Annotated in this window: 28 protein-coding genes; 11 read left to right on the top strand and 17 right to left on the bottom strand. The window is 34.8% G+C overall.

Annotated elements, in window-relative coordinates:
* Positions 1–203: 203 nt before the first annotated feature.
* From BLR60_RS04245 to BLR60_RS04270, 6 genes are all read right to left on the bottom strand, one after another.
* Entirely contained in the window at positions 204–1187 is a 984-nt protein-coding gene (locus tag BLR60_RS04245; RefSeq protein WP_090497140.1) for a toprim domain-containing protein, read from the bottom strand.
* Positions 1184–2029: a hypothetical protein gene (locus tag BLR60_RS04250; RefSeq protein ID WP_090497142.1), complete on the bottom strand. Its 846-nt coding sequence runs from the start codon at positions 2027–2029 to the stop codon at positions 1184–1186. Before BLR60_RS04250 ends, BLR60_RS04245 begins: the two co-directional genes overlap by 4 nt.
* Positions 2030–2058: 29 nt before the next feature.
* A complete protein-coding gene (locus tag BLR60_RS04255) occupies positions 2059–2334 on the bottom strand; it encodes a hypothetical protein (protein ID WP_090497144.1) in 276 nt (91 codons plus the stop codon).
* Positions 2335–2671: 337 nt separating this feature from the next.
* Complete coding sequence (locus tag BLR60_RS04260; RefSeq protein WP_090497146.1) at positions 2672–2950, bottom strand: hypothetical protein; 279 nt, start codon at positions 2948–2950, stop codon at positions 2672–2674.
* Positions 2951–3086: 136 nt separating this feature from the next.
* Complete coding sequence (locus tag BLR60_RS04265) at positions 3087–4256, bottom strand: hypothetical protein (RefSeq protein WP_090497148.1); 1170 nt, start codon at positions 4254–4256, stop codon at positions 3087–3089.
* A 555-nt stretch (positions 4257–4811) separates the two neighbouring features.
* Complete coding sequence (locus tag BLR60_RS04270) at positions 4812–6080, bottom strand: hypothetical protein (protein WP_090497151.1); 1269 nt, start codon at positions 6078–6080, stop codon at positions 4812–4814.
* 275 nt (positions 6081–6355) lie between these two features.
* Here BLR60_RS04270 and BLR60_RS04275 point away from each other — a divergent pair, with 275 nt between their 5' ends.
* The 3 genes from BLR60_RS04275 (at position 6356) to BLR60_RS04285 (ending at position 8033) form a co-directional block, all read left to right on the top strand.
* Positions 6356–6919 carry a cyclic nucleotide-binding domain-containing protein gene (locus BLR60_RS04275; RefSeq protein WP_090497153.1) on the top strand — a complete coding sequence of 188 codons (564 nt, stop codon included), beginning with the start codon at positions 6356–6358 and terminating at the stop codon, positions 6917–6919.
* Between the two features lie 198 nt (positions 6920–7117).
* On the top strand, positions 7118–7573 hold the full coding sequence (locus BLR60_RS04280; RefSeq protein ID WP_090497155.1) for a MauE/DoxX family redox-associated membrane protein: 456 nt from the start codon (positions 7118–7120) through the stop codon (positions 7571–7573).
* Positions 7574–7712: 139 nt separating this feature from the next.
* On the top strand, positions 7713–8033 hold the full coding sequence (locus tag BLR60_RS04285) for a hypothetical protein (RefSeq protein ID WP_090497157.1): 321 nt from the start codon (positions 7713–7715) through the stop codon (positions 8031–8033).
* A 40-nt stretch (positions 8034–8073) separates the two neighbouring features.
* On the opposite strand, the gene BLR60_RS04290 is transcribed toward BLR60_RS04285, so the two are convergent.
* From BLR60_RS04290 to BLR60_RS04300, 3 genes are read right to left on the bottom strand one after another with little or no spacing between them, the layout of a single operon-like run.
* Positions 8074–9402 (bottom strand): RagB/SusD family nutrient uptake outer membrane protein, encoded by a 1329-nt coding sequence (locus tag BLR60_RS04290; protein ID WP_090497159.1) that lies wholly within the window; start codon positions 9400–9402, stop codon positions 8074–8076.
* An 11-nt stretch (positions 9403–9413) separates the two neighbouring features.
* A complete protein-coding gene (locus BLR60_RS04295) occupies positions 9414–12623 on the bottom strand; it encodes a SusC/RagA family TonB-linked outer membrane protein (protein WP_090497161.1) in 3210 nt (1069 codons plus the stop codon).
* Positions 12624–12630: 7 nt separating this feature from the next.
* Complete coding sequence (locus BLR60_RS04300; RefSeq protein WP_090497163.1) at positions 12631–13956, bottom strand: TlpA family protein disulfide reductase; 1326 nt, start codon at positions 13954–13956, stop codon at positions 12631–12633.
* A 901-nt stretch (positions 13957–14857) separates the two neighbouring features.
* Here BLR60_RS04300 and BLR60_RS04305 point away from each other — a divergent pair.
* From BLR60_RS04305 to BLR60_RS04315, 3 genes are all read left to right on the top strand, one after another.
* Entirely contained in the window at positions 14858–15274 is a 417-nt protein-coding gene (locus tag BLR60_RS04305; RefSeq protein WP_090497165.1) for a helix-turn-helix domain-containing protein, read from the top strand.
* Positions 15275–15516: 242 nt separating this feature from the next.
* Positions 15517–15966 (top strand): GNAT family N-acetyltransferase, encoded by a 450-nt coding sequence (locus BLR60_RS04310; protein ID WP_090497392.1) that lies wholly within the window; start codon positions 15517–15519, stop codon positions 15964–15966.
* A gap of 41 nt (positions 15967–16007) precedes the next feature.
* The gene (locus BLR60_RS04315; RefSeq protein ID WP_090497167.1) at positions 16008–16493 is read left to right on the top strand and encodes a GNAT family N-acetyltransferase; all 486 of its coding nucleotides are present in this window, start codon (positions 16008–16010) and stop codon (positions 16491–16493) included.
* A 232-nt stretch (positions 16494–16725) separates the two neighbouring features.
* Here the strand turns inward: BLR60_RS04315 and BLR60_RS04320 are convergent, their stop codons facing one another.
* The gene (locus BLR60_RS04320) at positions 16726–17133 is read right to left on the bottom strand and encodes a hypothetical protein (RefSeq protein ID WP_090497169.1); all 408 of its coding nucleotides are present in this window, start codon (positions 17131–17133) and stop codon (positions 16726–16728) included.
* A gap of 122 nt (positions 17134–17255) precedes the next feature.
* Between BLR60_RS04320 and BLR60_RS04325 the strand changes: the two genes are divergently transcribed.
* Entirely contained in the window at positions 17256–18257 is a 1002-nt protein-coding gene (locus BLR60_RS04325) for a DUF4365 domain-containing protein (RefSeq protein WP_090497171.1), read from the top strand.
* 300 nt (positions 18258–18557) lie between these two features.
* The gene (locus BLR60_RS04330) at positions 18558–18758 is read left to right on the top strand and encodes a hypothetical protein (protein WP_090497173.1); all 201 of its coding nucleotides are present in this window, start codon (positions 18558–18560) and stop codon (positions 18756–18758) included.
* A gap of 274 nt (positions 18759–19032) precedes the next feature.
* On the opposite strand, the gene BLR60_RS04335 is transcribed toward BLR60_RS04330, so the two are convergent.
* On the bottom strand, positions 19033–19311 hold the full coding sequence (locus BLR60_RS04335; protein WP_090497175.1) for a hypothetical protein: 279 nt from the start codon (positions 19309–19311) through the stop codon (positions 19033–19035).
* A gap of 199 nt (positions 19312–19510) precedes the next feature.
* Here BLR60_RS04335 and BLR60_RS04340 point away from each other — a divergent pair, with 199 nt between their 5' ends.
* The gene (locus BLR60_RS04340; protein WP_090497177.1) at positions 19511–20176 is read left to right on the top strand and encodes a hypothetical protein; all 666 of its coding nucleotides are present in this window, start codon (positions 19511–19513) and stop codon (positions 20174–20176) included.
* A gap of 515 nt (positions 20177–20691) precedes the next feature.
* Here the strand turns inward: BLR60_RS04340 and BLR60_RS04345 are convergent.
* The 3 genes from BLR60_RS04345 to BLR60_RS04355 form a co-directional block, all read right to left on the bottom strand.
* The gene (locus BLR60_RS04345; RefSeq protein ID WP_090497178.1) at positions 20692–21435 is read right to left on the bottom strand and encodes a hypothetical protein; all 744 of its coding nucleotides are present in this window, start codon (positions 21433–21435) and stop codon (positions 20692–20694) included.
* Between the two features lie 7 nt (positions 21436–21442).
* A complete protein-coding gene (locus BLR60_RS04350) occupies positions 21443–22501 on the bottom strand; it encodes a restriction endonuclease PLD domain-containing protein (RefSeq protein WP_090497180.1) in 1059 nt (352 codons plus the stop codon).
* Between the two features lie 108 nt (positions 22502–22609).
* Entirely contained in the window at positions 22610–23401 is a 792-nt protein-coding gene (locus BLR60_RS04355) for an abortive infection system antitoxin AbiGi family protein (protein WP_090497182.1), read from the bottom strand.
* Positions 23402–23780: 379 nt separating this feature from the next.
* Here BLR60_RS04355 and BLR60_RS04360 point away from each other — a divergent pair, with 379 nt between their 5' ends.
* Both BLR60_RS04360 and BLR60_RS04365 read left to right on the top strand, forming a co-directional pair.
* Complete coding sequence (locus BLR60_RS04360; RefSeq protein ID WP_090497184.1) at positions 23781–24542, top strand: creatininase family protein; 762 nt, start codon at positions 23781–23783, stop codon at positions 24540–24542.
* Positions 24543–24607: 65 nt separating this feature from the next.
* On the top strand, positions 24608–24868 hold the full coding sequence (locus BLR60_RS04365) for a hypothetical protein (RefSeq protein ID WP_244155587.1): 261 nt from the start codon (positions 24608–24610) through the stop codon (positions 24866–24868).
* A gap of 45 nt (positions 24869–24913) precedes the next feature.
* Here BLR60_RS04365 and BLR60_RS04370 read toward each other — a convergent pair whose 3' ends face one another.
* From BLR60_RS04370 to BLR60_RS04380, 3 genes are read right to left on the bottom strand one after another with little or no spacing between them, the layout of a single operon-like run.
* Positions 24914–25822: a HEPN domain-containing protein gene (locus BLR60_RS04370; RefSeq protein WP_090497187.1), complete on the bottom strand. Its 909-nt coding sequence runs from the start codon at positions 25820–25822 to the stop codon at positions 24914–24916.
* Positions 25819–26304: a hypothetical protein gene (locus tag BLR60_RS04375; RefSeq protein ID WP_090497189.1), complete on the bottom strand. Its 486-nt coding sequence runs from the start codon at positions 26302–26304 to the stop codon at positions 25819–25821. Before BLR60_RS04375 ends, BLR60_RS04370 begins: the two co-directional genes overlap by 4 nt.
* The gene (locus BLR60_RS04380) at positions 26294–26698 is read right to left on the bottom strand and encodes a hypothetical protein (protein WP_090497191.1); all 405 of its coding nucleotides are present in this window, start codon (positions 26696–26698) and stop codon (positions 26294–26296) included. Before BLR60_RS04380 ends, BLR60_RS04375 begins: the two co-directional genes overlap by 11 nt.
* Position 26699: the final 1 nt, after the last annotated feature.

Below are 26699 nucleotides of genomic sequence, written 5' to 3' on the forward strand. Positions count from 1 at the left end.
AGCAGAAATAGGTATAGTTGGTTGGTTATATAATCATTTATCCATACATATAGATAGTAGGCAAACAAAGCAGTGCATCAACACATATGGATATATCCAAATAACTATCTAGTTAGATTGTTAAATAAATGCTTTGATGGCTATACAATAGGCTGGGCATCTATATATCTAGCTATGCAAATAGTCTGATAGATATATAAAGATTAACGTTTTGGGGTTGTTCCAATATTCCTTGTTGCCTGATCCTCGGACTTTTGAGCATAATTCGGCGGCTCCATTTCTTTATTTATTTTTTCGTTATAATCTTTATAGCCTTGATATTCATAAGAGCGGTCAATGGCATGGGGTATCTCGTTTATTAATTGAGCTGTACACCTTCTTCCCGGTCCATCATGGTCAAAATAAACGTCAACCATTTGGACATCACTAAGGGGTTCAATGATTTTATCCAAAAACACTATTGAGTTTAAAACGATTACGGTAGGCATCACTTGAGGCTGTTTTTCTTTCAGCCAACTCAAAAAATCAAACGTTCCCTCAAAAAGTACCACATGATCAGGGTTTCCATTTATTACCGAAATACCTTTGGCGCCAATACTACTTTTGAAACCCTTTGCATTAGAAAATTCCCAATTGCCATATTCGTTTTGCCAGCCAATGGCGTAAAATGTCCGCTGATCTCCAGCTCCGCTTTTATGTCGGTAATAAACCTCACTTAGATAAGGTGCTGCTACATCGAGTATGCCCCTCGATTTAAGATATTGGGTCAGTACGTAATTTGATCCTATTGGTCTGGTATTTACCAATTCAAATTTGTAGCCTTCTTCTTCCTTTTCATGCGCGTACTTTACAGGTGGTATATATTCAGGGAGCAATGAGGTATCCAGGTTACTGACTTCTTTAATCTTGTGCAGGACTTGAATAAAGGTTAATTGGGGCCAATATGCCAAACCTAACTGCACAATACCACCACCTTTAATGTTTGTTTGTCCGGGACCACCGCGATCAATCCACTTACCACCAGCATCCCAAACCGTAAAAGAAGGGGTATCTTTTTTGGTTTCCCGAAGCATACTATGATAAAAGTGTTCCCTGCCAATCTTCCTTACGGGCTGATGGCCCAAACGGGATAAAAAATCTACAATGGAAATATTTTCCAATGTGGACATATCTAAAAACTCTGTCATGGCGAATTAATAATTTTAGGTGGATTTATACCCTGAATGGCAGATAAGACCTCTGCATTCAGATGTTGTTTTCCAAAGAAAACTGCGACTTCATGAAATTTGGAAGCCCGCTTTTTTGCTGCTTCTACAAATTCAGGGGAATTTAAAATCAATATGCTGGGGCCAAGAAGTTTATTAGCAAATTTCCAGCTCAGGTAGTCAATGTAATCTTCAAACAAGATCAGGCTGCTTTCGTTGCCAGGAATAAACGTCATTCCTTTATGCCCCAAACAGCCTGAAAAATTCTTGCCCCTAACTTCCCAGCCGCCGTTTTCATTCTGCCATCCGGCTGCAAAAAATTCCTTGCGCCTGCGTTTTTCATCTACCACATAATAATAGACTTCCTTTAAATGGCCTATTGAAATTTCCCACAATCCTTGAGACTGCAGATAAGCCGTGATTTCGACATTACAGCCAACAGGTTTAATTTCCTCAATATGATAGAAAGGTATTTTCACTGCAAGCCTTTTTCTCTGGCCATTTGTTTTTTGGATTCCAGTAGGTCGTTTTGATATCTGAAAAAATTGGCTGATTTTTTCTATTACCTGCTCTGAATTAAGATCTGGCCAATAGGCAATTCCAAAGTCTATTATATTGCCACTTCTCTTTGTTAAACGATCATACCAGATATTTAGCTGTTCATTTACAACAAAAGCTGACTTTATTTCGGCACTTTTTAACACATTAATATAATGATGTTCAACGCCATTTATTTTAGCTGGTTTGTACCCTAAGTGTTTTAGTAATGTACATATGGGCACTTGTTCCTTTATGGAACCTGCATTTAAAAAATTTTTCTTCATGGTCTTATTTAGGATTAATGAGAAATGGTTTAGATGTATAGCATAGCATCTAGCGATTTTTGGATGGCTTCTACTTCAATACGGTCGATCCGCCAGGCAGCAGACTGGTTACCGTCTTTGCGTGGCGTAATTAATCCCTGATCAATCCACCTTTCAATGTTCTTTCGTCCATAGCGACGAAATGCCTCTGACTTGTTCAGATAAGGTTTGATCTTTCCGGTTCTGGAAAGCACAAGCTTGGCACCCATTTCGGCAGCATTGCGCAAGAGTATTCCTAACTGGTAATCGGTTAATAAAATATTCATAAAGATTTAGCTTAAGAGAAATGGGATAGGGAATAGAAGTTCCTCTGGAGAACCGGCAACGGGTAACGAGCCCGCTATAATCCGCTTTGCCGGTTTATTAATTCGGGACTACTAGCGTCGTATCCTACGATACGGGCCACTTGGGGACTATACACGATAGTTCCCTCGGCCTGCCAATGCGCTTTCAGCTATTGGTGCTTGATCCATTCCTGTAACAGGCGATATTAGCCTGTAAAGTAGAATAGATAACTAACCTCACTTTCGCAAAATTTCCCGGCTTTAAGGCGGGTTAATGCTTCATCCCTATACGTCAAAGACCTTTGGGAAATGAAGAAGTCTACCTATCTGCCACAGGCAGATAGGTAATCCGGTTGCTGGCAGCTGCAATTGCTTCTAGCTTATTCCGGTCAAGGGATTTTTTGGAACATTTCTCTGTGCTTTGAATCGGGCTTATTAGACCTTCATTGATCCAACGGTCCACATTGCCACGACCAAAAAGCCGATAGGCTTCTGCCTTACTAAGCTGTTCCTGTAGTTGTCCACTTTCTAAAAGGGCATTGTCAACCCCTTGTTCAGTGGCATTTTTCAACAGATAAAACAGGTCTTTCAGCTTCATAAGAGTTCCTTAAAATGTTGGTTTAACTATCATTTCCGAAACAAAGCAAGAAATTAGAGGGGGGCCAAAACAGTGACAGGGGATGACCAAAAAATGGTCACCCCCTGCTTAAATCTTCTATTCAGAAGTGAAAAAATTATGAGTTTTTGTAATTGGAAAGGTTGTAATTTTCGTTCAACCAGTTTAACATTCCTATCAAATGTCCTTTAAGCTTTTGCGCCGTAGAAAACTCCACATCAGTAGATTTTTTCCTTAAACTATCTGATGAAATGTATTGCGTTTGTGGCGTAGAAAAATGGGTTGCAAAGAAAGTAAAGAGTTCTCCGATATTTTCTTTTGCTAGAAGTCCTTTTTCGATGAATAAACGAATGAGCAGACCCAGTTGCGCTACAGATAGAAATATTTTCAATCTACTTGTTGTTTTCGAAAACTGCTCGTCTTGAACGATAGCTCTACGAAGATTTAGAATTTCTGATAGGTGCTTTTCCTTTTTCAAAAGAAAATTTTTAAACTGTCTGTCTATTTGATCGTGGTGAATCGACATCCTTCTATTGCCTACCAGCAAACCATTTAACCTGTCTTGCTCACTTATTATGGATTGTATCTGATCAGGCAGGCTAGAAATAGATTTTAGATGATTATTAAATGAATTGCTATAAAAATGGAAAAATTCCCTAGTGTTAAATCCTTGTAGATATAATAAATCAACTAAGTGTGATGTATCACTAATGTTGCTAGTTTCAATTTGCTTGATTAGATTAGTTATATAGTCAATTTCACATTGAGTAATATTCTTCTTTTGTCTAAATAACATAAGAAATTTCTCAACCAGGCGATATAATTCCGGTTCTATGGATAATTTATTTAAAAGATCAAGAAATGAGTTGAATACACCATTTAAATCCATCCTCATGCAATAATTATGGTACATGGTGATGGGTAGTTTTGAGTCAGCTTCCGGCTCAATCTGCTTAACATTAATAATCGTTCTTTCTATTGAATCGAGAAGATTTAAATACGTTGATTTAATGTTAGAAGATGTTCTTTTTTTCTTCCAAACAGGCGACAGATGGAAAAGGTAGGCATAGATTGCATTACTTATGCCAACCAGTTGTCTTAGATGCATCAAGGTTTTCCTTTTATTGAAATTTGATTTTACAAAGGGAACCTCACTATAATTCCGTAACTGATTTAAGAATCCAGTTTGAAGTTTCGTGAGCTCTTCCTTGCTGGCTTTACCATTGATTAATACGTTAGGATGGATAAATTCATTTGTCCACTGCATGATTTTAAATGTTGGTTTCATAGTTCAGGGATTTAGGTTATTTTTCCCCAAATTGGACAAGCTATTCTTGCCAAAAAAGTGACAAACATGACATGCAATAAGTGTCATTTATATTAAATACAGGCATTTAAAATAGGTAAGAACATATATTTATGTGACATTTTAGGCCAGTTATTTTTTTTCAAAATATCCATTTTTTTAATAATCGTTGATTACATTTGATAGGACAAAGCATAGTAATTAGGGAAACAATACTTTAGGCTAATGGGGATAAGCTGAAGTAATCATTTAAAGGTCAGTTAGCAACTTTTCAAACTGTAAGAATACCATCAAGCAAAAATTTAATTCAATTTTAAACGGCTAAATTAGATTAATGCTCTTTCGATATTATGCAAAAGAACATAAATGAAGATGAAGGATTCATTGATATACTTATCGATCAATTACCTGTTACTGACAATTTCAAAAAGAAAAGTCTTGAATTCGGCTTCTTAACAATAAGAGATATTACGGATGTGGGCTGGGGAAAGCTGTTAAAGTTAGATGGTTTTTGCTATTCATGGTTCAATGAGTTAGTTAGGCTATTGAAAAATAGAGATTTACTGGAACTTCTAGAAACGAAATAGTTACTAAAATCCTAAGCTGTTCAGGAAATTGGGCATCAATATAAGCTATCATCATAGTCAGCCATGATCTTACTTTTTTGACAACGCGAGATGAAAACTCCCATTTCGGCGCAAAGATATTACGCATATAATGAGGTGAAGCATTTGAATTCCTTATCCGATCCGTTTTAATGTGGCGCTCAACAAATCTATAAAGATTTGCATTATATCTCGTTTTCAAGAAATTGACAGCCTGCATCACTTTGAGTAAAAAGAAAAGTTCTTCTAAAGTCGTAGAGACTTCGAAATATTGCCATGCTTTTTTTTTGCCACCTTCATCTATGGCATTAAAACTCTCAACTTCCTTCAATTTCGCAATAATTGCAAGTTCATGGAGAATTGAGCCGGATATAGAATCAAGTATTGGCTGGACTTCTGGATTGTAGCCTATACTGACTTCAGGGCGAATGTTGCCCACAGTCTTGAGAAGATTGAGTAAAGCAATTTCCTGCTCTTCAAATGGAGCTCTTTTGGAGACTATGCTTTCCCCAAATTCGACCATAAAATTATAGAAGACTAAAGGATTAAAATTATAACCTATTAACAACTTGATTATGTTCATCGAGTCATCTCCAGATTCATCCGAGATGAGATAATTGAAAATTGCAGATAATAGATTTTTATAATAAAGGTATTGATGCCAGTTTTCGAATGCAAAAGAATTCAAATCCTGATACTTATCTAAGAAATTGGTGATAATGGAAATAAGGTTCTCATCGACGGCTTTCTCCTTTAGTCCATTGATAACGAACATTTTTTTTGCTGGAACATCCTTATCTTCATAAACCACCCACATCGGAACTTTAGCAAAAAAGTCAAAATTTGGTGAAAAATTTATTCGTAGAAATTCTAAAACCTTGATAATTTTATTCTCAATATCAATATATAAGCTCTTCAACTTAATCTCCCATTCCAAATTGGAGGAGCATAATCCACTATGATATTGAAATACCCTATCAGAAAATTCTGTTAAACGAGCTTGTGTTAGCTTTATAAATACAGATAGCTTCACCTCTGTATCCTGTTCACCAATACGTTCCTGTAATCTATCGCTAAAAGTACCTAAAGTTTCCTTTAGTATCTTTTCATGCTCAATATATTCTCTGTTTTCAGTATTGAAATTGACTAATTGTCCAAAAGAATCAACGTGTGTCTGTAGTTTATTTAATACCTCATTCATATGCTCTTCTTTCTAGAATTCCCTTTCGGAGAATAGACGCTTATATTTTTCAGAGTCTAAAAATACAGGTCGTTCATTTGGGACGATTGCGTAATAAAGAATAAATATCATGAAATTAGGCGTTAAAACGAAATAATTTTTGTCATCCAAAATTGCCTTTCATAACCTTAGTAAGCTCGATTTCATTTAAACATGACACATTTTATGTAAAAAGTGTCATGCGAATTATTTGAAAAAAATTGGTTTATTGGAAATGTTTACCAAAATAATGACGGATGAAAGCACTTGTAGAAAAACTGAAAACTCTTAATACTGCAAAGAAAGACACCATCGAATTATTAATTAATCTCTTTGTCAAAACAGAATTTAAGAAAGGTTGGATATTTGGCGGGACGATACAATCAGTTCCGATGCTCTACTTTATTTCAATTGGCCTAGTACGGGGTTCCGTAGAATACAAAGAATCTACCTATACACTTTGGATGCTCGAAACTGGCTTTTTAATTCCAAGCCACGGTTTTTTAGCAACAAAGGGCATTTCGGAAATAATTGAAATATTGAAGCCTACAACAGCATATGCGTTAAATCTGCTTCGTGCGGAAAAACTAGCGAAAGAAGATGTAAATCTTTATAAAATGTTATTAGAAATTTATGAGGAAAATCTTTTAGAGGGGCGTAAGAGGGAGCTAATGTTACGCATTCCAAATGCCGTTGAGCGCCGAAAATATTTCAATCAGATGAATCCAGGAATGGAAAAAGCTATTACTGATGAACAAATATCACAGATATTAAGGATCGACAAAAAATACTACTATAGTATTAAAAGAAACAATAAATAATCCTAGCTTTTTTTATTTTTAAGGTATACCCCCCTTGAATCAAATGCATGTTGATTATCCAAGATCGATTTGAAATCTGACTATACCGAGGTTAGAAATCCAACCCTAAAACCGTTTAAAATATTCCAAATACTTTCTAATTGACCTATAGTTTTCTGATTATAAGCTATCTAATTTTACTTTACCAGTTAATCAGATATGAAAAAGGAAACAATATTGGCGATAATCACTGCAATAATTGCAGCGCTTTTCTTTTATGCAGCATATAGCAAATTAATGGATTATGACAAGTCAAGGGACCAGATGAACAATCAGATTTTCCCTTCTTTAATATCTTCAATACTGACCTGGTTAATCCCCACCATAGAAATAATTTTAATGTTAGGGTTGCTTTTTCCTTTTACAAGAATTAAGGCGCTTTGGGCATCCCTTGCATTGTTGATCCTCTTTTCTTCTTACATAGGTCTTATAATGACCGGAATATTTGGGCGTATTCCTTGTAGTTGCGGGGGTATATTGGAGAACATGAGTTATGGTAAGCATCTAATTTTTAATCTTTTTTTCATTTTAATCGCAATCGTAGGGCTAGGGATAGAAAACAATAAATGGTTAAACCTATTAAATAGAAAGGAGCGTGCAAATCAGTTCAGATAAAATTATAATTCAGGATAAAGCTGGCCTGTATATACAAAATATCATTCTTATTGATAAAGAAATTATAGCTTCTAGGATTTCAATATCAGACAGGTTCTAATAAAATCTTTAAATAACAGAACCCTAAAAATCTATAATCATGAACAAATTAAACATTGCGCTTAAAAGCGTGAACAAAATCGGATTATTTGCAATTGCACTTGTTGCATTTGCAGCAATGGCTTTTACACCAGCTAAAAGCAATTCAGTTGCTCAAAAATATGGCTATGACCAAGCCAATAATCAATGGGTATTAATTGAGGGAAAAACAATGGATAATTCTGGTAACCCGGCTCCAGGAACTTACAGATGCGATGCAAGTTCAGAAACCTGTAGTGGATTGTTCAGTACCCCGCCAACAAGTGGTTCTTCTATTCCAGATAGTGGAACAACATTGGATGGAGACTTTTCTTTGAACTAAAAAAAATGGGTGTTCGGTTTATGAACACCCATTTCTAATGTTATCTTGGATTTTGCTCTATACCATCCATTAGCTCCGTATTAGGCAAAGGAAACGTATACTTTAATCCATTTGGAGCAAGTAAGATATCAACTTGATCCCTTTTTCTTTGCAAGGTAATAGCCGTAAGTGGATCTTGATTTAACCGTCGAAGATCTGTCCACCTCAATCCTCTGGCTACCAATTCTTTTTTTCTTTCCAAAAGTATTCTTTTCAAAAGATCCGTTTGCTCCATTCCATTAGTAGGAACATAAGTATTTGTTTTATAACGCTTTGTTAGAAGAAAATTAAGATCTTGTTCCGCCAACTCCAATTTGCCTAACCTACATGCACTTTCTGCACGTATAAGATATACCTCATCATTTGCTATACCTACATATCCCCTAAACCTTCCATTTGAAGGAATAAAGAACATATTTTTCCTTAAATCTCCCTGAACATAAGAATTTGTCAGGTCGGTATTAAACTTCACTATTGCTGAACGTACAAAGGCATAAGATATATTTTCGCTGTGATAGGATACTTCTAAATTTCCATTAGGTAATGTATTGGGAAAAGGATTGGCAGCATTAGCATCCAAATTGTTGTAGTCAAGCAGGTCCTTATTAATGGCTAAACTTTTTTCTGCAAATTCAAACGCATTTTGATAATCCTGAATAGTTAAATAGACTCTTGCAAGAAACGAAAGACAGCCCCATTTACTCGGTCTTGTTTTAAATTGCGAAGTGGCAGGTAGAAGTTCAACTGCAATCTTTAGATCAGCTGATAATTGAGCATATAATTGTTGTAAGTTCCCACGTCCTGGACGTTTGTTGACGTCCGAAAATAACGGCATCGGAATGGCAGGAGTAGTATTTGCACTAGCGGGACTATAAGGTTGAGCAAATAGCTGTGCAAGATTATAAAAGGCAAAAGACCGCACAAAAAGTGCACTCCCTTTTATATTGTCATATTGCACTGGATTAATATTCCTGTCAATCTTTCCTAATCCGTCCAGTACGATATTTGCATAAAATATCTGCTTATAAGGTATGTCCCAATCGGTAATTGCAGTAGCGGCCTGATAAATATCGTCTGCCCAATAATATGTATTACTCTGTAAGGCATTTAATCCTGCTCCATTATTTGTTACTGTATATTCGTCTCCGGCAATAATGTTTAAGGCTGGGCTTACATTAAAGACGATATTATTATCAAGCAAAGCCTGAAAGTCATTTAATGTTGTTGGAACTAGCAGGGCCTTATTTGGCTTTTTATCAAGAAAATCCTTTTCGCAACCTGCGAATAAGATAAATAGGGAAACTCCCATAATAATGAATATCTTTCTCATTTCGTGTATGTTTAAAAATCAATTTTTACACCAATCGATAGTGTGCGCGGAAGTAGTGAAGCTTGAAAATCGGGATCGATCCTGCTTTTTGATGCTTTCCATAAAATACCAAGATTATTTGCATAGAGGTACAACTGCAAGTTTCTAACAGGTAATTTGGCTATTCCTAGTTTAGACAGATTGTAACTTAAATTGATATCCTGAAGTCGGATATGATCGCCTTTTTCAACAAGATTTTCCGATCTCAAATAAAAACTATCTCTATTCGTATTCGGGGTTAGTGGAATAGACGGAACTTGTGTTCTTTGTTCGTCTCCTGGTTGTTGCCATCTTAGATCGTAATCGCCGTGGGAACCTAAACCATAATTGTCGCCGTACTGTACCGAATATCTTCTAAAATAATAACCCAAACGGTAGCTGATGTTAACAGAAAGGGAAAAATTATTCCATGACACATTGTTACGCATTGCACCAAAGAATAGTGGCCTTGCTCTTCCATTATATTTAAGATCAGATGCAGTAGTTTGGGCAATAACTTTTGCATAATCAGAACTTATTGAACCATCAGCCAAATAACCTTGTGGATTTCCGTTTGAAGGATCAAGACCTGCCCAGTTATAACTATAGATTGCATAGAGAGGTCTTCCAACTTGCGGAGTATTCAGGTAAGTAAGAAACTTGCTTACCGTTCCATCAACTTTATAATTCGTCACCTCATCACTAGCATAAGTAAAAAGATAATCCGTAGACCACTTAAATACTCCATTCAGGTTTTTAGTGTATAGGTTTGCTTCAATACCATTGCCTTTAATGTCGGCATTATTTCCTCTGAAGGAAGTTATTCCGGTATAATGTGGAAATGCAGTTTCACCAATAAGATCAGTTCCTTTCTTCGCATAGTACTCAATGCTTCCGCCAAACCTATTGTCAAATAGTTTGAAATCAACTCCAAAATTGGTTGTTGAAATCCTTTCCCATCTTAATTCTGGATTGGGTGGATTAATTATATTTGCATAAGGTTGTTTGGTAACAATATCATTGCCATTATAATACATTGCAGTAGTATACGCCGACAGTGTTTTATCGATGTTTCCACTATAACCATAAGTTGCTCTAATTCGTAAATAAGGTAACCATGTTAAATTATAAAAGCTCTCTTTAGATATTTCCCAACTAGAACCCATAGACCATAGCGGTACACCTTTTTGATTGGAATTTACACCAAAAAGATTTGACTTGTCAATTCTTCCACTTGCAGATATTATGATCCTATCATCAAAAGTATATGCTAGATTAGAATAATAAGACAAATAACGATCTGTTAGTTCTTGCCTATTATCCCGATTTGGAATTAGATTGTTATTAGATTGTGGGTACACAAAATTACTATAGGCATGTACATAATCCACAGCTTTTCCAGTTGCATGTTCGCTGTCATAACCATAAATGCGATATGAATTTCCTATAATATTAAAATCTCTTATTTCGACACCTGCTAAAGCGTTTAAACTATGTTTTTCTCCAAATTTGTCATTAAAGTTTAGTTGGGTGCGTAAGTTGTTCCTGATCGAAGATTGATCTGAATAATTCAATATACCACCTAATGGTATTGGCCTCTCAATTGGCATACCCGGATTGATGATAGTAAACTCATTAATAAGGTTTCTTGTGTAATAGCTATCTGCATTGTTTAGGTTTTCAGTTTTTGAAGAAGTTTTACCATATTGATACTGCATAGAAATGTCTAATTCTTTAATAAGATTATATCTAGCCTCTGTATTAATCAAATAGTCAAAAGAGTTTGAAAAATTATCTGAAAGGTTTAATTCCTGTAAGGGTCGATAGTTCCAGTCTAAAAGGCCTATTCCGTTATTGGCAAGCTCATTAATATAATTTGTTCTGTAGTTTCTGGCAATAGAAAGTGGAGTGCCGTTCGCATCAGCAAACTTGGCATAAGGATACAGATCTCTTCCCTGTAATCCAAGATTTGAAATACCTATACTGTTTTGATCTGTCCGGCTATTGGTATATAAAACATTTGTTGCGATATCTAGCTTATTATTTATCAGGCTAAATGAATTTCCAAGATTAAAAGTCAATCTACTAAAATCATTTCCTATGAGGTTTGAGAGATTTTTATCGTAACCAGATGACAAATAATATCTGTGAAACTGGCCTCCACCTTTCAAATTAAGGCTGTATTGTTGGTTTATGCTTCGTCTTTGTAAATATGAATTGTAATCATTACGTACATCAAAATCTTTAAATTGCTCAATCTGTCTATCAGCTTCGGACGCACTTATTTTTCCATCACGTTTTGCGATTAATAACTCAACAACAGGCGTTAGGGGCTGTTTTGAAACAGATGTTTCAAGTGTAGTGTAATACCCTTGGGCAAACAATTTCTTTTCTGTTTCGATATAATCTACAGATGACATTATGGGTGTATAGTATAAGTCGAGCTTAGTCCCAATTGTCAGATTTGAATTAAATGAAATCTGTAAGGGCTGATTTAACAATCCCTTTTTTGTAGTAATGACGATTACGCCATTTCCAGCTCTTGCACCCCAAATAGACGCAGCAGATGCATCCTTTAGTATAGTTATGCTTTCTACATCATTAGGATTAATATTAGTAATGTCGCCATCGTACGGGAAATTATCTAACACAATTAATGGTTGATCATTGGCATTTATGGTATTTTGACCTCTAATGCTAATACTATTGGCCCTTGCACCACTTTCGTGATTAAATATTAAGCCTGGCACAGCGTCATTAAGTCGAGAGAGTATGTCAGTACTGATTCGTCTATTAAGCAATTTATTATCAACTTGCGCAAATGATCCAGTTGCTCTTTCTTTTGGAATCTTTTGGTATCCTGTAGAGATAACTGTCACTTCGCTTAATTGTTGAGTGTTTGGTTGTAGTCTTATTAATAATGTTTGCGCATTGGGCTCAGCCTTTAAACTAACTGTATAATCTAAATAACCAACATGGCTGGCTGTTAAAATTCCGTTAGTTGCAGCAATGATTGTGAATTTCCCTTCACTGTCAGTCTGTACAATTTGAGTGCTTTCATTAATTGATATTGATACTTTTTCAATTGGCAGGTTTGATACATTAGAAACCACCTTTCCAGTTATTTTAAATTGAGCAAATGCAACTGATGCGATAATAAAAAACGCTAATTGCAATAATATTAGGTTTAGATACTTTTTCATGTTTGGATTATTTTGCAGTAAGAACAGAAGTGTCCTTGATTACCAATACTTCAATTGGCGCTATTGATTTCTCTAATAAAAGATCGTAGCGTTTGATCGCTTTATTAATAGAACTGATGTCGCTAAGGTTTGCCTCTAGTTCAATATCTACCTTTTCCATATACCCGGTTCCGTCTATAATAGGATATGGACTTCTTTGCTGATAAATTTTGTTAAGCTCACTAATAAATTGTATCAGGTAAGTATTTACCATTTTACATCCATTAAGATTGAATGTGGCTAAGTAAGGTTCACCCTTTGTTTTAATTTTGTCAACTTTCGATGTTCTTCTTAGAACATAAACCTCCTTGTTGCGGGTTTCTATAACAGCTTTATATTTTGGGAACAGCCTGTTAAGATCGTCTCTCATAAATCCATAAATATCTTTGGCAAGTGCTGGTTCTACCTTTAATTCATAACAAAAGCCATTTCCCTTATTAAGCCAATTCAGATATTCAGCTCCTTTAAATCTTGTATTTAACAGATTACTGTCTACAGTTTCCATAATAACTCTGTTTTTGGCCATGATAAACTTGTCTCTTAATGATGTGCGGTAAAGTCCCATTAATGAGCCATTCAGAACTATGATTTTTTTCGTTCCAGCCTCATCAGTTGACACATCCGATAAAGGTGTAAGTCCTTTTATATATTTAGTAAGCGTAGAGGAATATGACGTTTCAAGTTGCGATCCATTGAGATTTGAAGCAAAAGATTGTTTCAAATCATAAGGCAGATATTCGTCTCTTTTATGTTCAGCAACATTTCCTTTTAAAAAAAAGTTGTGGATTTCTATCTCGTTTATTTCCCTATGACTGGTAATTGCAGATACATTCCCTTTTACATCAATCCAGACGTAATGTGGTAGGTAAACGTGGGGAAATAACTTATGTAGTTCATTTTCTGCATTAACAAGCGGTATAGTGTATTTCATTCCATCCCTCTTTTCCAATTTTTCCAAAAAGGGGAGCACTTCCTTTTCACTCTGGTAGGTCACCGAAAGAAACTGTACTTTATCTCCAAACTTCTTTTGGAGGCTATCCATTCTTGGTATCATAGCTACGCAGGGCGAACACCAAGTTGCCCAAAAATCTAGTATCAAAAGTTTACCCTTAAAATCTGAGATTTTTGCAGTTTTTGTTTTGTAGTTATGAATGTTGTTAATGGTTATATCTGGTACTGTCTGGCCGATTTGGATGCCTTTTGATGTTACATCAACCGGCTTATTTTCCTGCCCATTTACATAAAATTTTAGGCAAAGCAAAGCCATTACGAGGCATGTCGTTATTTTTTTCATGAGATTGTGAATAAGGTTAGTTTGATCTATTAACTAAGGAAAAAAGCAAACGGCAACGGGTAAAAACTATCATTAACTAAACCTAGGTGTTGCCGTTTTGCTAAATATATTATTTACTCAGGGTGGCATATTACCAAACTGATTAATATGATAAGTCTGCTGGTAAGTATTTGTATGTTACGACTGCAGTATACTAAAAGGTAAAAATGTGTTTTTAGGCACCAATGTAAAACGGGCCTTGTAGCATTGCTGCTAAAACCTAATTCCTTAAATGGTAATATTAAAATGGAAGAACCAGTCTGTGGACGACTTATCCAGTTAATACCAGTAACCTCCAATCGCTGATCATGTGTTAATATATCTGTATGGTATTGACTTGATGCCTTTGAACAATGAAAAGCAGATAACCTTAACACGACGCTAAGCCCCGTTAACCAAGGCTGCCGTAATTTAAATCTGTTGAGTTGTTTGTTGGTATTGCTTTTCATTCCCGTTGCCTTAACAACGAACCTTTGTCAGCCTACAGAAACCAACTATTGAAAAATACAATAGGGCTGGTAACTCGCAAAGACTAATGACCGTCGGCTCTGACAAAGCCACCCTTCCATATGGAAGGGCTCCCCATTAGACATAAGCGAGAACCAGCCCTATAGCTTGTATAGGAACAAGGTTGCTCTGCTTACGCTCGCGGGGTAAATTGTCAGATTTAACGGTGCGAGGCTCGTAAGCCATACCATGTAATTTACATCAGAAGTATGGCAAAATTATAATTTTTAAACTAATAACTATCTTATCTTTGTAGTTTCATCATTTTTATAAAGCAATATATCCAGTTTGATTGGCTTAATGCTATTATTTTTAGTAGTTTTAGGTTATCAATTTGTTTAAAAAATACAACGCTATGTCAGATACAGAAACTAACGAAAATTTTACGGTGCTTGAAAATAAGGCTATAGGTAGAAATATATCCAGATTTAGGAAATTTAGAGACAAAAAAGCCTTTGAGGTTGCTGAATATGTGGGTATTGGCGAAGCTGCTTACACAAAGTATGAGCGTGGAGAAACTAAAATAACCATAGAGCTAATACAAAAGGTATCTGAATTTTTGAATATCGACCCGTTCACATTGTTGAATGTGTCGGAAGGACATGTGCTAGAAAACATTACCAATTCTCCTATAGCTATTCAGACGAATAGTACATTCTCAACAACAAACGAAAAACAGAATGACGCGATTCTAACTTTGATTGACAACGTTGTGGAGATGAACAAACGTATTATGGATTTGTTAGAAAAAACAGGTAGAACTGGAAATTAACTAGCTAGATTACCAACTGCCCTAACCCCACTTTTATCACATTAATTTGCTTATTGCTGTTAAATCTTCTTTTGAAAATTAGGATTTATGAATAATTCTCATGCCGCTTTATTCCGCGACACGTTGTCATAATTTAATGATATTATTTGTTTATCACGCTATAACATTAGCAAAGTATCAGGCCAATGTTGTATCTCAATGACAAATGCGAAACAAGAGCTCTGACAGCAAAAAATTTTAATATGAACATCATATCCGTAAGAGAAAATCCATCATACAAAGATACAGCTATCAAATATTTTCAAAAAAGTTGGTCTGAAGTTATGCCAATTATTTATGAAGACTGCATTTCAAATTGCATCAATGCCCATCAGCCTTTACCTCAATGGTACTTGCTAGAAAATGATGGAGAAATCATCGGCTGTGCAGGATTGATCACAAACGATTTCATAAGTAGAATGGATCTATATCCTTGGATTTGTGCCATATACATTGACGAAAAATTTAGGGGAAATGCCTACGGTTCGCTACTTATAGATAAGGCAAAAGAGGATACTAAGGCATTTGGATTTAAATACTTGAATTTATGTACCGACCATATTGGTTATTATGAAAAATATGGATTTACCTATCTGGGCGAGGGGTATCATCCATGGGAGGAAAAATCAAGAGTATATCAGATTGAAGTTTAGGTCTAATACCTAAAATATCTTCCAATAAACCTGCAAAGCAAATGACAGATAACTTTGAGATTACCAGAGCAACCGAACTAGACGACTATACGAAAAAGCAGGTATTTGACTTATGGAATAGCGAATACCCTGAAAAACTTGCTTACAATGAACTTGCTGAATTCGATGACTATCTGGAAAACCTTACGAACCTCAATCATTTTTTATTGGAAAGTAACGAAGACCTTGTTTTAGGTTGGGCACTTACCTTTCGAAGGGATAACGAGGCCTGGTTTGCCATCATTCTATCCGAAAAAATTAAGGGAAAAGGATTGGGAAGAAAGATGCTTAATGAAATTAAGCGAAATGAGAAAGTACTGAACGGTTGGGTAATTGACCACCATAATGACCTGAAGAAAAACGGAACCGTTTACTATTCACCTTTGAAGTTTTATGAAAAGTGCGGATTTGAAATTTTAAGCGAAATCAGGCTTGAACTGGACAAAATTTCAGCAGTGAAAATTAAATGGACAGACAACAAGCAGTAATCTTGCTGACAAGAAGTTTTTAAAAGGTGTTCTGCGAAGTAAATTCAATTGAATTGAACTGTGTGGGAACGATTAGAAGCTTCTTTTAATTAAGCTCACCAATCTTTCTTACCAAAATGATTAGTAAAGAAAAAAAACCGCAAAAACCGTGATTCAGCTGAAAGCCCTAGCAAAGAATAAAATGCGTAATAGTGGGGTAATGCCAGAAAAATTGTTCCAGTTAAAATTAAGGCTAATGCATATTTTTAAGTTTTTCATTTAAAAATTTGGCCCCTTCTAAAACATCCGATTTCCAGGAGTAAAGTTTTTGTTTATTGATTTTATATTGTTTTGGTGAATATTTTTGATTTGCAAAGTATTCATAAGTATTCTCCGGATCAATTTTACAAAGAAAGAAGTCCCTCGTAACATCAAAGTACGTTCCATTTAGACAATTCCAGGCATGCGCCACAAATACTCCAGTGCCGTCTTTCAGAGTGGTTTTAAGAATACCTTCGACAAATTCTGCATTCCAGACTTTTCCGCAAATAATGGCATTTTCCATACACTTATTAGCTTCTAGTCTCTTTTTAACATCGCGAAGATCTTCAAAATCAAATTCAGAAACCGCAGTAATTTCAATTCGTGTTGGTTTTGACATACTTTTTATTTTGATTACAATATTAATTTAAATGACCAATATTACCCATGAAATACCCATTTTTTCTTGTGCCAATTATATAGTGATGGCTGTATATTTGAGAAAATTAACAAACTTATATCATGGCCCGTAAGAAGCAAAGGGTAAATCAGCACATAATGGAAGATGAATCGTATCAGATCATCAAAGATCTTATTCCAAGGGAATGGGTGATTAGAGAGTTTAATCGACCTGACTACGGCATTGATCTTATAATCGAATTATTTGATAAAGTAGATGATCATACTTATGAGACCCTTGGAGAGTTTATATATATACAGGTAAAATCTAAGGAAAAAATACCTATTACCACAGAAAAAATATATAGTGTTGGAAACGTAGCTAAAGGAAAATGGAATCAGGATAAATCTGAATACATCAACCTAGACCTAGTTAAATACAGTTTTGATACTAACTCCATTTATACTATCCATAGTTTAGGTGCTAGCGTATCGGTACTTTTGTTTTATGTTGATATTCAATCCAGAGATGTTTATTTCATCAACATGAATGACTACATAGACAAGATTATACTGCCACAAAAACCGAAGTATGCAACCCAGCTGACTTTAACTGTAAAAATACCAGTATTGAACAATCTGAAAAATAGCATAATTAGTTCGACTGCGCTAAAGCTTTACGGAAAGCGATCTAAATTACTGGCTGCATTTACCAAATTCAACTATCAGAGAAATGAACTAAGTTATGCTTTTAAGATAAAATTCTGGCCGGTAATTACTTACCGAGATACTCTAGAGAAAGATCTGAAAGTGACCGAAAGAGAAGTTTATGAATTGGCTATTTTCTTCATAAAGCAAATAGAAATTCTTGATATATGGAATTATGAAGCTTGGCTTGTTTTACCTGATGCAAAACAGGAAATGATAAAATTAAAAAACTATTTGCAGAGTGATAGTTTAGAATGGGATAAGGCAAGAAATGATATCATTATGTTATGGCAAAAGTTGACGAATCTGGGATCAATGTATGAGGATTTGATAAGAGAATGGTATTTACCTAAATTAATAGGTTTATTAACGTCATATCCTGATATTCCAGAAATAATCAAATCGAAATCCAAGTGATAAGATTAGATATGATCTCAGGATTGAGGGTTGAATTAAATGATGAAAAATTGGCTATTAAAGGGAATACCTGTCACAAGTAGTTTCATCTCATTAAATCATTTGTGTATTCTCACTTTAAAGGGAATACTAAAAAATTTAAAAATGATTACCTTTGAAATGAGAGCGTTAATAAGCGGGGACAAATCCATTCTTGGATGTCTCCGCCTTATTAGAATAAAAGTTCTCATTGTAAAACGCGAAATTAAATTAATAAATATCTAAATAAACCTCTCCACTCTGTGGGTAAACCTTTTGCCTATGAATGATTTTTTGAACAATACTGAATTTAAAACCATTCCAATCTCTGAAATTGAGAAAGGGGATTTTCTAGTAAACCTCGGCCCAGTATTAGAAACAGAAGATGTTATTACTCATTTCAATCTCATTATTGACAGGCTTAGCGAAAAGCAAGTAATAAAGTTTAAAAGAGATATCGTCTTAGTTACAATTAATCAGTAAAAAATCTGGCTAGTAGATGTATATGAATTTAGAATATATCTCGTTGCCTCTCTAAATTTACTACATAATGGATCAATGTTATTCAACAGGATGTTCTGAATTATATTTCTATCATCGAAAACAAATCGATTACAATGCTAACGGTTTAGATGCTGCTTTAATTCTATTTATTGGAGTACTATTGATAGCTGTTCTGACCGTAATCTTAGATTACTGGCAAAGACAACAGTTTAAATAATAGGAAATCGATGAGATTTAATATGATAGCTAACCGCTATTCCTGAAGTTTAAATAAGTCTGATTTGGCAGTGAATTCCTCAATAATTTTTAGATTTTCATCTGGTATATGATAAATACCTGGAAGCAACAACTTCACAATTTTAGCCAGCTCTTTCAACTCTATATTTTTTTCAGATAATGCCTGTTGGTATCCTAAAGCAAACCCCTTAGCGGCAATTTTAGCGTCGTTGTTCTCTTTATAAGTGTCGCCGTGTTGAGTTGCAAGTTGGATAACGTAATCCATTGACTCTCGTTCTTTATTTGTTGTTTCCATTGCTAAGTCGAAAATTTAAATATAATTAAATGTTGAGGAAAATAACCAAGTTTTTCCGGTTAAATACTTTCTCCTCTATTAACTGATAATTCAAAGATAAAATTAAATATAGATTCAATTTTACGGTTTTCCGTAATTCCAAATAAAAAAATCAGCTTGAAATATATAGCAACTAAATTTATTAATCAAATTTTGAACGATGATAGAAAAATACAAATCGGAGGTTATCGAATTTTATGAATTGAAAAGAGATGCGGGTCAACTTTCGCCAAACTTGACCAACATCACACCCGCCAAAATACGCAAAGAAGTATTTGCTTTACTAAGCGCTTGTACGAATAGTTCCGACGTTAGAATGCTCAAAGAATTCTTTGAACTTCCGTTCCAGAAACAACTTTCAGATATCCCATTTAGAAAATGGGATATAGATAAATTCAGGCCACTCTGTACATTTTTAAAAAAAAGAATTAATACGCGAGATAAAAACATCGAACTACTTGCCTGGTTGATTGATTTTCAACCACGACCATTTTCGAACTACTGGCGTTCTTTTAAGGGTAAATCTGGTTCAATTTCAGAACTACTAATTACGGAAAGAGGGATTATTAAAGAAAATAATTTTCTACGGTCTGATCAAATTCAGGGAATTGCGAAGATAACAAAAGACAGCTATCCACAATATGGTGGTGAACTTGCACATTCGACCATATACAGAAAAGTGGAATCTCATCGGGACGAGTTAGCTAGCGTACTCACTAACAATATCATAGTAGAGAAACAAATTACATTGGAGTATCCTTCTGGTGTAAAATTATCTGTAGATGCCTGCGATATAAATCTGATTGCAAAATTGGTAAAATTATAATTAGTTAATTCCAAATATCAAAAATGGGAAGTTATGGGATACTCGAAATTTTATCTTGTAATTTATCACAGCCTAATGTAAACAGTTTCTAAACTTTCAGATAAATGATATAGTGCTAAAAATGCCCCAATAAATGGGGCATTTCGTGTTTTCCAAATCATAACCAGATTTTAAAACTTCTTACCAATCCGCTAGTCATTAGTTGGCGATAAGACTCACCGCAGTGGGGGCAGTAAATTTCCTCTTTAGTTTTATTTCCTGGCCCAGTTTCTTCAATTATTGTATAATCGAAATTCTTCTTACACTTAGTGCATTGTATATATTTTTCCATATTGCAAGAATATACTCAATTTCAAAAAATTCAAGTTATTGAGGTCATTAAATGTAAATAGTATTTAAAATGGCAGCGACCATTACCCAAATTATTTCAGTACAAAGAACCAGAAAGAAATTAATAACAATTAGTGCTTCAGAATATAGGAATACATTCCCAGCAACTACTTGGAATAAATATATCAAACTGTAAACAAATCCTTCCCTTCTTCCTCCAATAGTTTTTTAAAGAAAATTTCAGCATATTCTAAAAAACATTCATTCAAAGCTCTTCCTGTTATCATGATAGTGAGTTCTTCCCCATCAAAATCCTTATTAAGTAATAAGTCTTCTTTAATTGAAACATCAGCATTCTCGCTAATAAAAGAAAGTAGCTTTTTTCTATCGGGATCATCATGTGTAATTGTTCCTTGATGGTGTACCAATCTATTGCGTATCTTTCTTAACGAATTTAGATAGCTCCATTCAGGCTGTAATCTATTGAAGTCTATTTTGCAAATTTTGCTTAGATAGACTTTTGCCTTGTCCAAATCACTACTTCCCTTCAAATCTGAAATCGAAACAGCTGTTGAAAATTGATAATGATGTTGATTGCAAATTTGTTTCAATTCATACTCGACAAAAGAGAAAATTTGAATTAGAAATGATGCTCTGAAATTATGAGGAAAATAATAATCTAATTTCATGTATTCACTAGCCAGTTCGCTTTCTAAGAAGCTTTCATATTCTGGATCAGTTGCAGCCTCATTTGCGTGCTTATTATTTTTGCTGAAATTTTGGAAACGTTTGTTTTTTTCTGAAACTAAACCATCTTCAATTATACTATAATAGTCTAACAGTTCCCGAAATGCAATCTCTATTCCGAAAAAATAAATTTTGCTGTAATTTATTAACGTACTTTTAGAAGTTTTTTTGGATAAATTCATCGGTCTATCAAGATTTTACTAAATCATAATCAATTTTTGATATTTTATTAAATAGGTAAAGACCAAATTCTCTAGTCAATCTTAGCTTATCACCGCCCCTCATTAAACTACCAAAACTGTTTTTTCCAGTTGGTGTAACGTTAAACTGCCCCTGTTTCAGCACTAAATCTTTTTGATTTGAAATAGTGATATTTTGTTTAGACCACTCCCTGCCATAATTTGGAGTGAGATTTTCTCCAACTACATAATAAGGCCACCTATCGTTTTCTAAAGTAGTTTTTCGGACTTCGGAATTAACTCGATAAATTGAAAGAATATTTTGGTGGCCAACTGCGTAACATATTAACAAATCGCCTTTCTTAACGCCCTTTGGCATAATCTTCGAAAAATGTAAGTCCTTGTCAACTTCATCAAATCTACTGTCTAGTGGAACTCTGTTTTCAGTAACCCCGATAGGTTTGAGCCAAAAAGTAATATCTTTCCCAATATTAAAGAAATTTTCTTTAGGACAGAAAAGCAATGATAAGTTGAGTTCAATCGGATTTTTTTCAAGGGGTGGCTTGGGGTATTCTTCAATCTTCTTTATAAAATCGTCTATAGACTTTTCATTTAGTCGTTTATACTTTACTTTATCAACGATGCCAAACTTTACTTTATTGATTTCAGCTAAGTCTTCAATTAAAATACCCCACTCATTATTTATCCTCAAACCACTATCGGTAAAATTGGCTGAAGTAATAATTGCTTTAGCGCTATGATCGTTGTATTCACCTAGAAAAATCTTTCCGTGAAGCGAATTGTCTATTAGGATCTCTAGTGATATACTTTTTTGATTGAAAATGCAATAGAGCTCTTTGAAATAGGCGATTTTTGTATATTGGTCTTTATCAAAAGGCTTCAAAGTAGTGACTATTGTGACTCGTTGTAAATAATTGAAATCACCAAAATTTATCAGTTGAATATTTTTAGTAATAAATGGACTTATTATAAAAATATTTTTTGCTGAGTGGAAAATCTGATTTAGATAAAACAAGTGATTGTGTCTGGTGAGATTGTTAATTATCATTTTAATGCAGTCAATTTAGAGCTTGAAAATTTCAGAATTTAGGTTTTAGAGAAACTGAGACCGAAAGGAAGTTAATCATTTATGACTTCAGTCAAATTTTAAATATTGTTATTCGTCAGGCACGTGTCTTATTGTATTTACCTTAATCTTAATCTCTTTAGGAAACTCATTTAAATCGAATTTCTTGCAGATAATATCTTTAACTACATCTTGCTGATCATAGTCCTCTACTATTACAGCTCGTAGATGTTCTAGTTTATAGTCTATTCTTACTTCTTTGATAAGATCATTAAAATCTTTCTTTTTTTCTATATCATGCCCAACTATAAAATATGGAGCATAATCAACTTTAATTATTTTACGCCATTCTCGTTCCATACCGTACGGATACTTTTCAGCCAATAGCCTCTCATTTCTTACCAATTCACCATCGTAGTTTTTTGAATGAGCAAATATTTTTACGAGTTGTTTAGTCATTAAACTTTTATGATCTGTAGTGGTTCCATTAACAGCAGATTGAATATCCTCAATTGAAGCAGCCGAAATGCTCTTGAAACCTTCGATAATTTCATTCGTTAAGTCAGACTTTCTTTCTAAATAAAGTACAGGATTAAAATCATTGATTTCTCCCCAGGCTTTATCAAGAACAATTCCTAAAGTCCCGTAAGACCGTTGGTAATCAATTGCAAAATCTATCGAAACGTTTGAAGTGCTAATCATCGGAAAGCAGGCAGACTTATTTTCGTAGTCATTTGTAACGTTTTCACGACAATAACTAGGTCTCAAACCTTCCTTTAAAATTAATCTTAAAATGTCCCAGTTCTGGGTCATATGTATTAAAGGAAAACTATCTCTTTCGCCTGGTGGAAATAATCTTGTTGTATCAATCCAGTAATTCATGTTTTATTTTTTTTAATTATTATAAACTCGTTTATCGACAAGATAAACGGGAATCCAAGATATACTTAGCGAAGAGAAGCTTCAGAAATATGAAAATTTAAGAGAACGTACAAGGCTTAAGATATTTAGATGACGCAATATAAATCAACCCTTTCAGTTATACAAATTTAGAACAGGGATCACTTGAATAGAATCAAAAGTCAGTACAATGTTTAAATTTAAAAATCTATTGAATAGATCATTGATCGAATAAGAAATTTCTGGATTAGCTATACCATTAATGTAAATACTCTTAATGACAAATGTTTAATAAAGCTATGACTTCTTTTGTTCTAGCATAACAATAAATCGTACTTTAGTGCATAAAACAAAAGCACTCATGAAGCCATACTTGTTAGCAGAATCGAATTGGAAAACCATCAAAGAAGAAAATTTCAATCTGGTGATATTACCATGGGGCGCAACTGAAGCTCACAACTATCATCTTCCTTACGCAACTGATAATATACAGGCTGAACGAATCGCAGAAGAAGCTGCCAGAATTGCATGGCAAAACGGAGCAAAAGTTACTGTGTTGCCCACAATACCATTCGGGGTAAACACTGGGCAGGCAGATATAAAGCTTGACATCAATATCAACCCAAGTACACAGCTTGCCATCTTACGTGACATTGTGCAGGTTTTGCGGCGTCAAGGTATGTACAAACTAATGATATTAAATGGCCACGGCGGGAATGATTTCAAACCAATTATCCGAGAGTTGGGGCTGGAATTTCAGGATATGTTTATCTGCCTATGCAACTGGTTCCAGTTTAAGGGAAAAATGGATTTCTTTAAGCAACCTGGTGATCATGCCGATGAAATGGAAACCAGTTTGATGCTATATCTGTCGCCCTCGTTAGTACGTCCTTTGCAAGAGGCTGGGCTCGGAGCTGAGAAAAAAAATAGAATTTTGGCTTTCAGGGAAGGTTGGGTATGGGCTGAGCGAAAATGGTCACAGGTAACTGAAGATACTGGTATTGGAGATCCGACAGCCTCTACTATTGAAAAGGGGGAAAGGTTTTTCTGTGAAATTACGAATCGAATTGCTGAGGTTCTCTTAGAATTGGATAACGCAAATACGAACGACCTGTACATTTAACGACTCAGCTACAACTTGCTGTATCAAGTCAAATTACTCCACTCTTACCTATTTATAGAATAATAATGAAGATAGTATCAATAAGGCAAAATCCAGAATACAAACAGATAGCTATTGAGTATTTACAAAAAAGTTGGCCGGAAGTTTCACCAATTGTCTATGCAAATTGTATAACTAATAGTATAAATACTGAACAGTCGTTACCCCAATGGTATCTTCTGGAGAAGGATGAAAAAATCATCGGATGTGCAGGATTGATCACAAATGACTTCATCAGCAGAATGGATTTATATCCTTTGATTTGTGCGCGAAATGATTTCAGCTAAAAAAATAAAAAAGGCAGATCACCAACTACATCTGCCTTTTTTATTTTAATTACCATAAGCAGTTTTGCCATCTTTCAAATCGGCTATACGCTCTGAACAAATGGTATTTGCGTTTTCAACTATCGCAATTACTTTTTTTAAAAGCGTCATTACATCGCTCTCGGTGGCTATAAGTTTATCATCGTAACGTGCATGACTAAAACCTTTCAATAACAGTCCAGTTACTCGCAAATCTTCTGGCGTGGTTTTATTTGGCGCTACCAAAGAAGAATCGGGCAAGGCTATATTGATTAAATTTAGTAAACGACGCAAACTATTGCTATTAGCCCTGTACCCCGTAAGAAGTTTGATCATCGCAAAATAACAATGTTGAAGTGCCTGATGCAACATAAAAACTGCCAAGCTATTACGGCCTTCATCAATAAAAAACTTACTACCCTTGATGAAATCCAAAGATAAATGATGCCATTGGTTCCAATCCTTTTCTTTACGTATAGTGCGTTTGTTGATAGGTGTTCCTTCAGCTGGAGAATCGAATTGCTCTTCGTTGCTATCGTGCAAAATAATTCCTTTTCTATAGATGGATGTAAAGAACGAACTACCCTTATTTAAAGCCTCATTAAATTCTTCCATTCTATGAACTAAAATGGTGACCGATGCTTCAGACCTTAAAAGCTCTTCTAGACATTGTTGCATTTTGATATCATGGCATGTCTCATTTTTTGAAGGTATCACCAGCAAACAGTAACTATTTGATTTTGTTAGAGGTACCGACCCGTTTCCTAAAACTATGAAGCAACTTTCCTTTAGAACTGTAATAATTTCGCTTCCAAAACAAATAATCTTTTCTACCTTATATCTATTTAAAATTATCTTAGTTATTTTTGCGAGTTGGCTTTCGATGACAGACGGCTGTGGCTGTACAGGTAGATTTTTCAGTTTTTGCTTTTTCATTTTCTAGGTTTTGGTTTTATTCTTGATTTTGTATTTATTATTACATCCTTATCACTTAGGTTGTTGATCAACTCCTGATGCCAGTCACTGTAAAAGCACATCAAGCGGAAGCATCTCAAGTCAGCGTTCTTTTCCGCTTTCAACTCGAGCATTAGCTTTTTATATTTCTTAATGTATTTTTCCTGAACATTTTTTGCAGGAAGAAAACGTTCATTGTAAATACTGCAAAAAGTTAAAAGGAAATTTGTAGCTAACATTTTTACAGGGTTTACCAACCTGCTATTATGTTTACCATCGGCAAAGTCGAGTTTCCTCAACGGCACATTGGGCAACCCCTCCATGCTCGACATGTACACTTTTGTACTGCAAAAGTACGGTAGTGAAATATTAGACATAAATGCATCTATCACCTCCTCTGGCTTCAAATAAAGTAGATCGCATGCTACTTTAAATTCTGGGTTTAAAGTGAGATCAATTGTCATAGCCTACTATACTAAAGTTTAATCCCAATTTGTTTCTCAATTCTATTCTCTGTTCTATAATTTTCGGACGCCAAACATTTACAAATTCGCATATCTTTTCTTCAAGTTCGGGCTGCTCTAACTCAAGTTTCAGAATGGAACTTAATTCTTTGCTATAGTCCTTTTTAAGAAATTTTAATAGTTTTTTATCTACTCCTTTAGGGTCTTGGCTTTCAGTTCTTGTGAGCACAAGTTGCATGTCTCGTCCTAAAGGGTCGGCTGGGTGGCCACTTAATAATTTAGGTAAAGAGATTCTATTAACATAGTCCTGAAGTACCGCTTCTGGCTGGCAGGTTAGTACTAAGCACAATAATTCAAAATCGTGTGGTATTGCTAAGGTGATTTGAGCTTCCATT

This window comes from Pedobacter terrae (genome assembly GCF_900100705.1).
Classification (GTDB): Bacteria; Bacteroidota; Bacteroidia; order Sphingobacteriales; family Sphingobacteriaceae; genus Pedobacter; species Pedobacter terrae.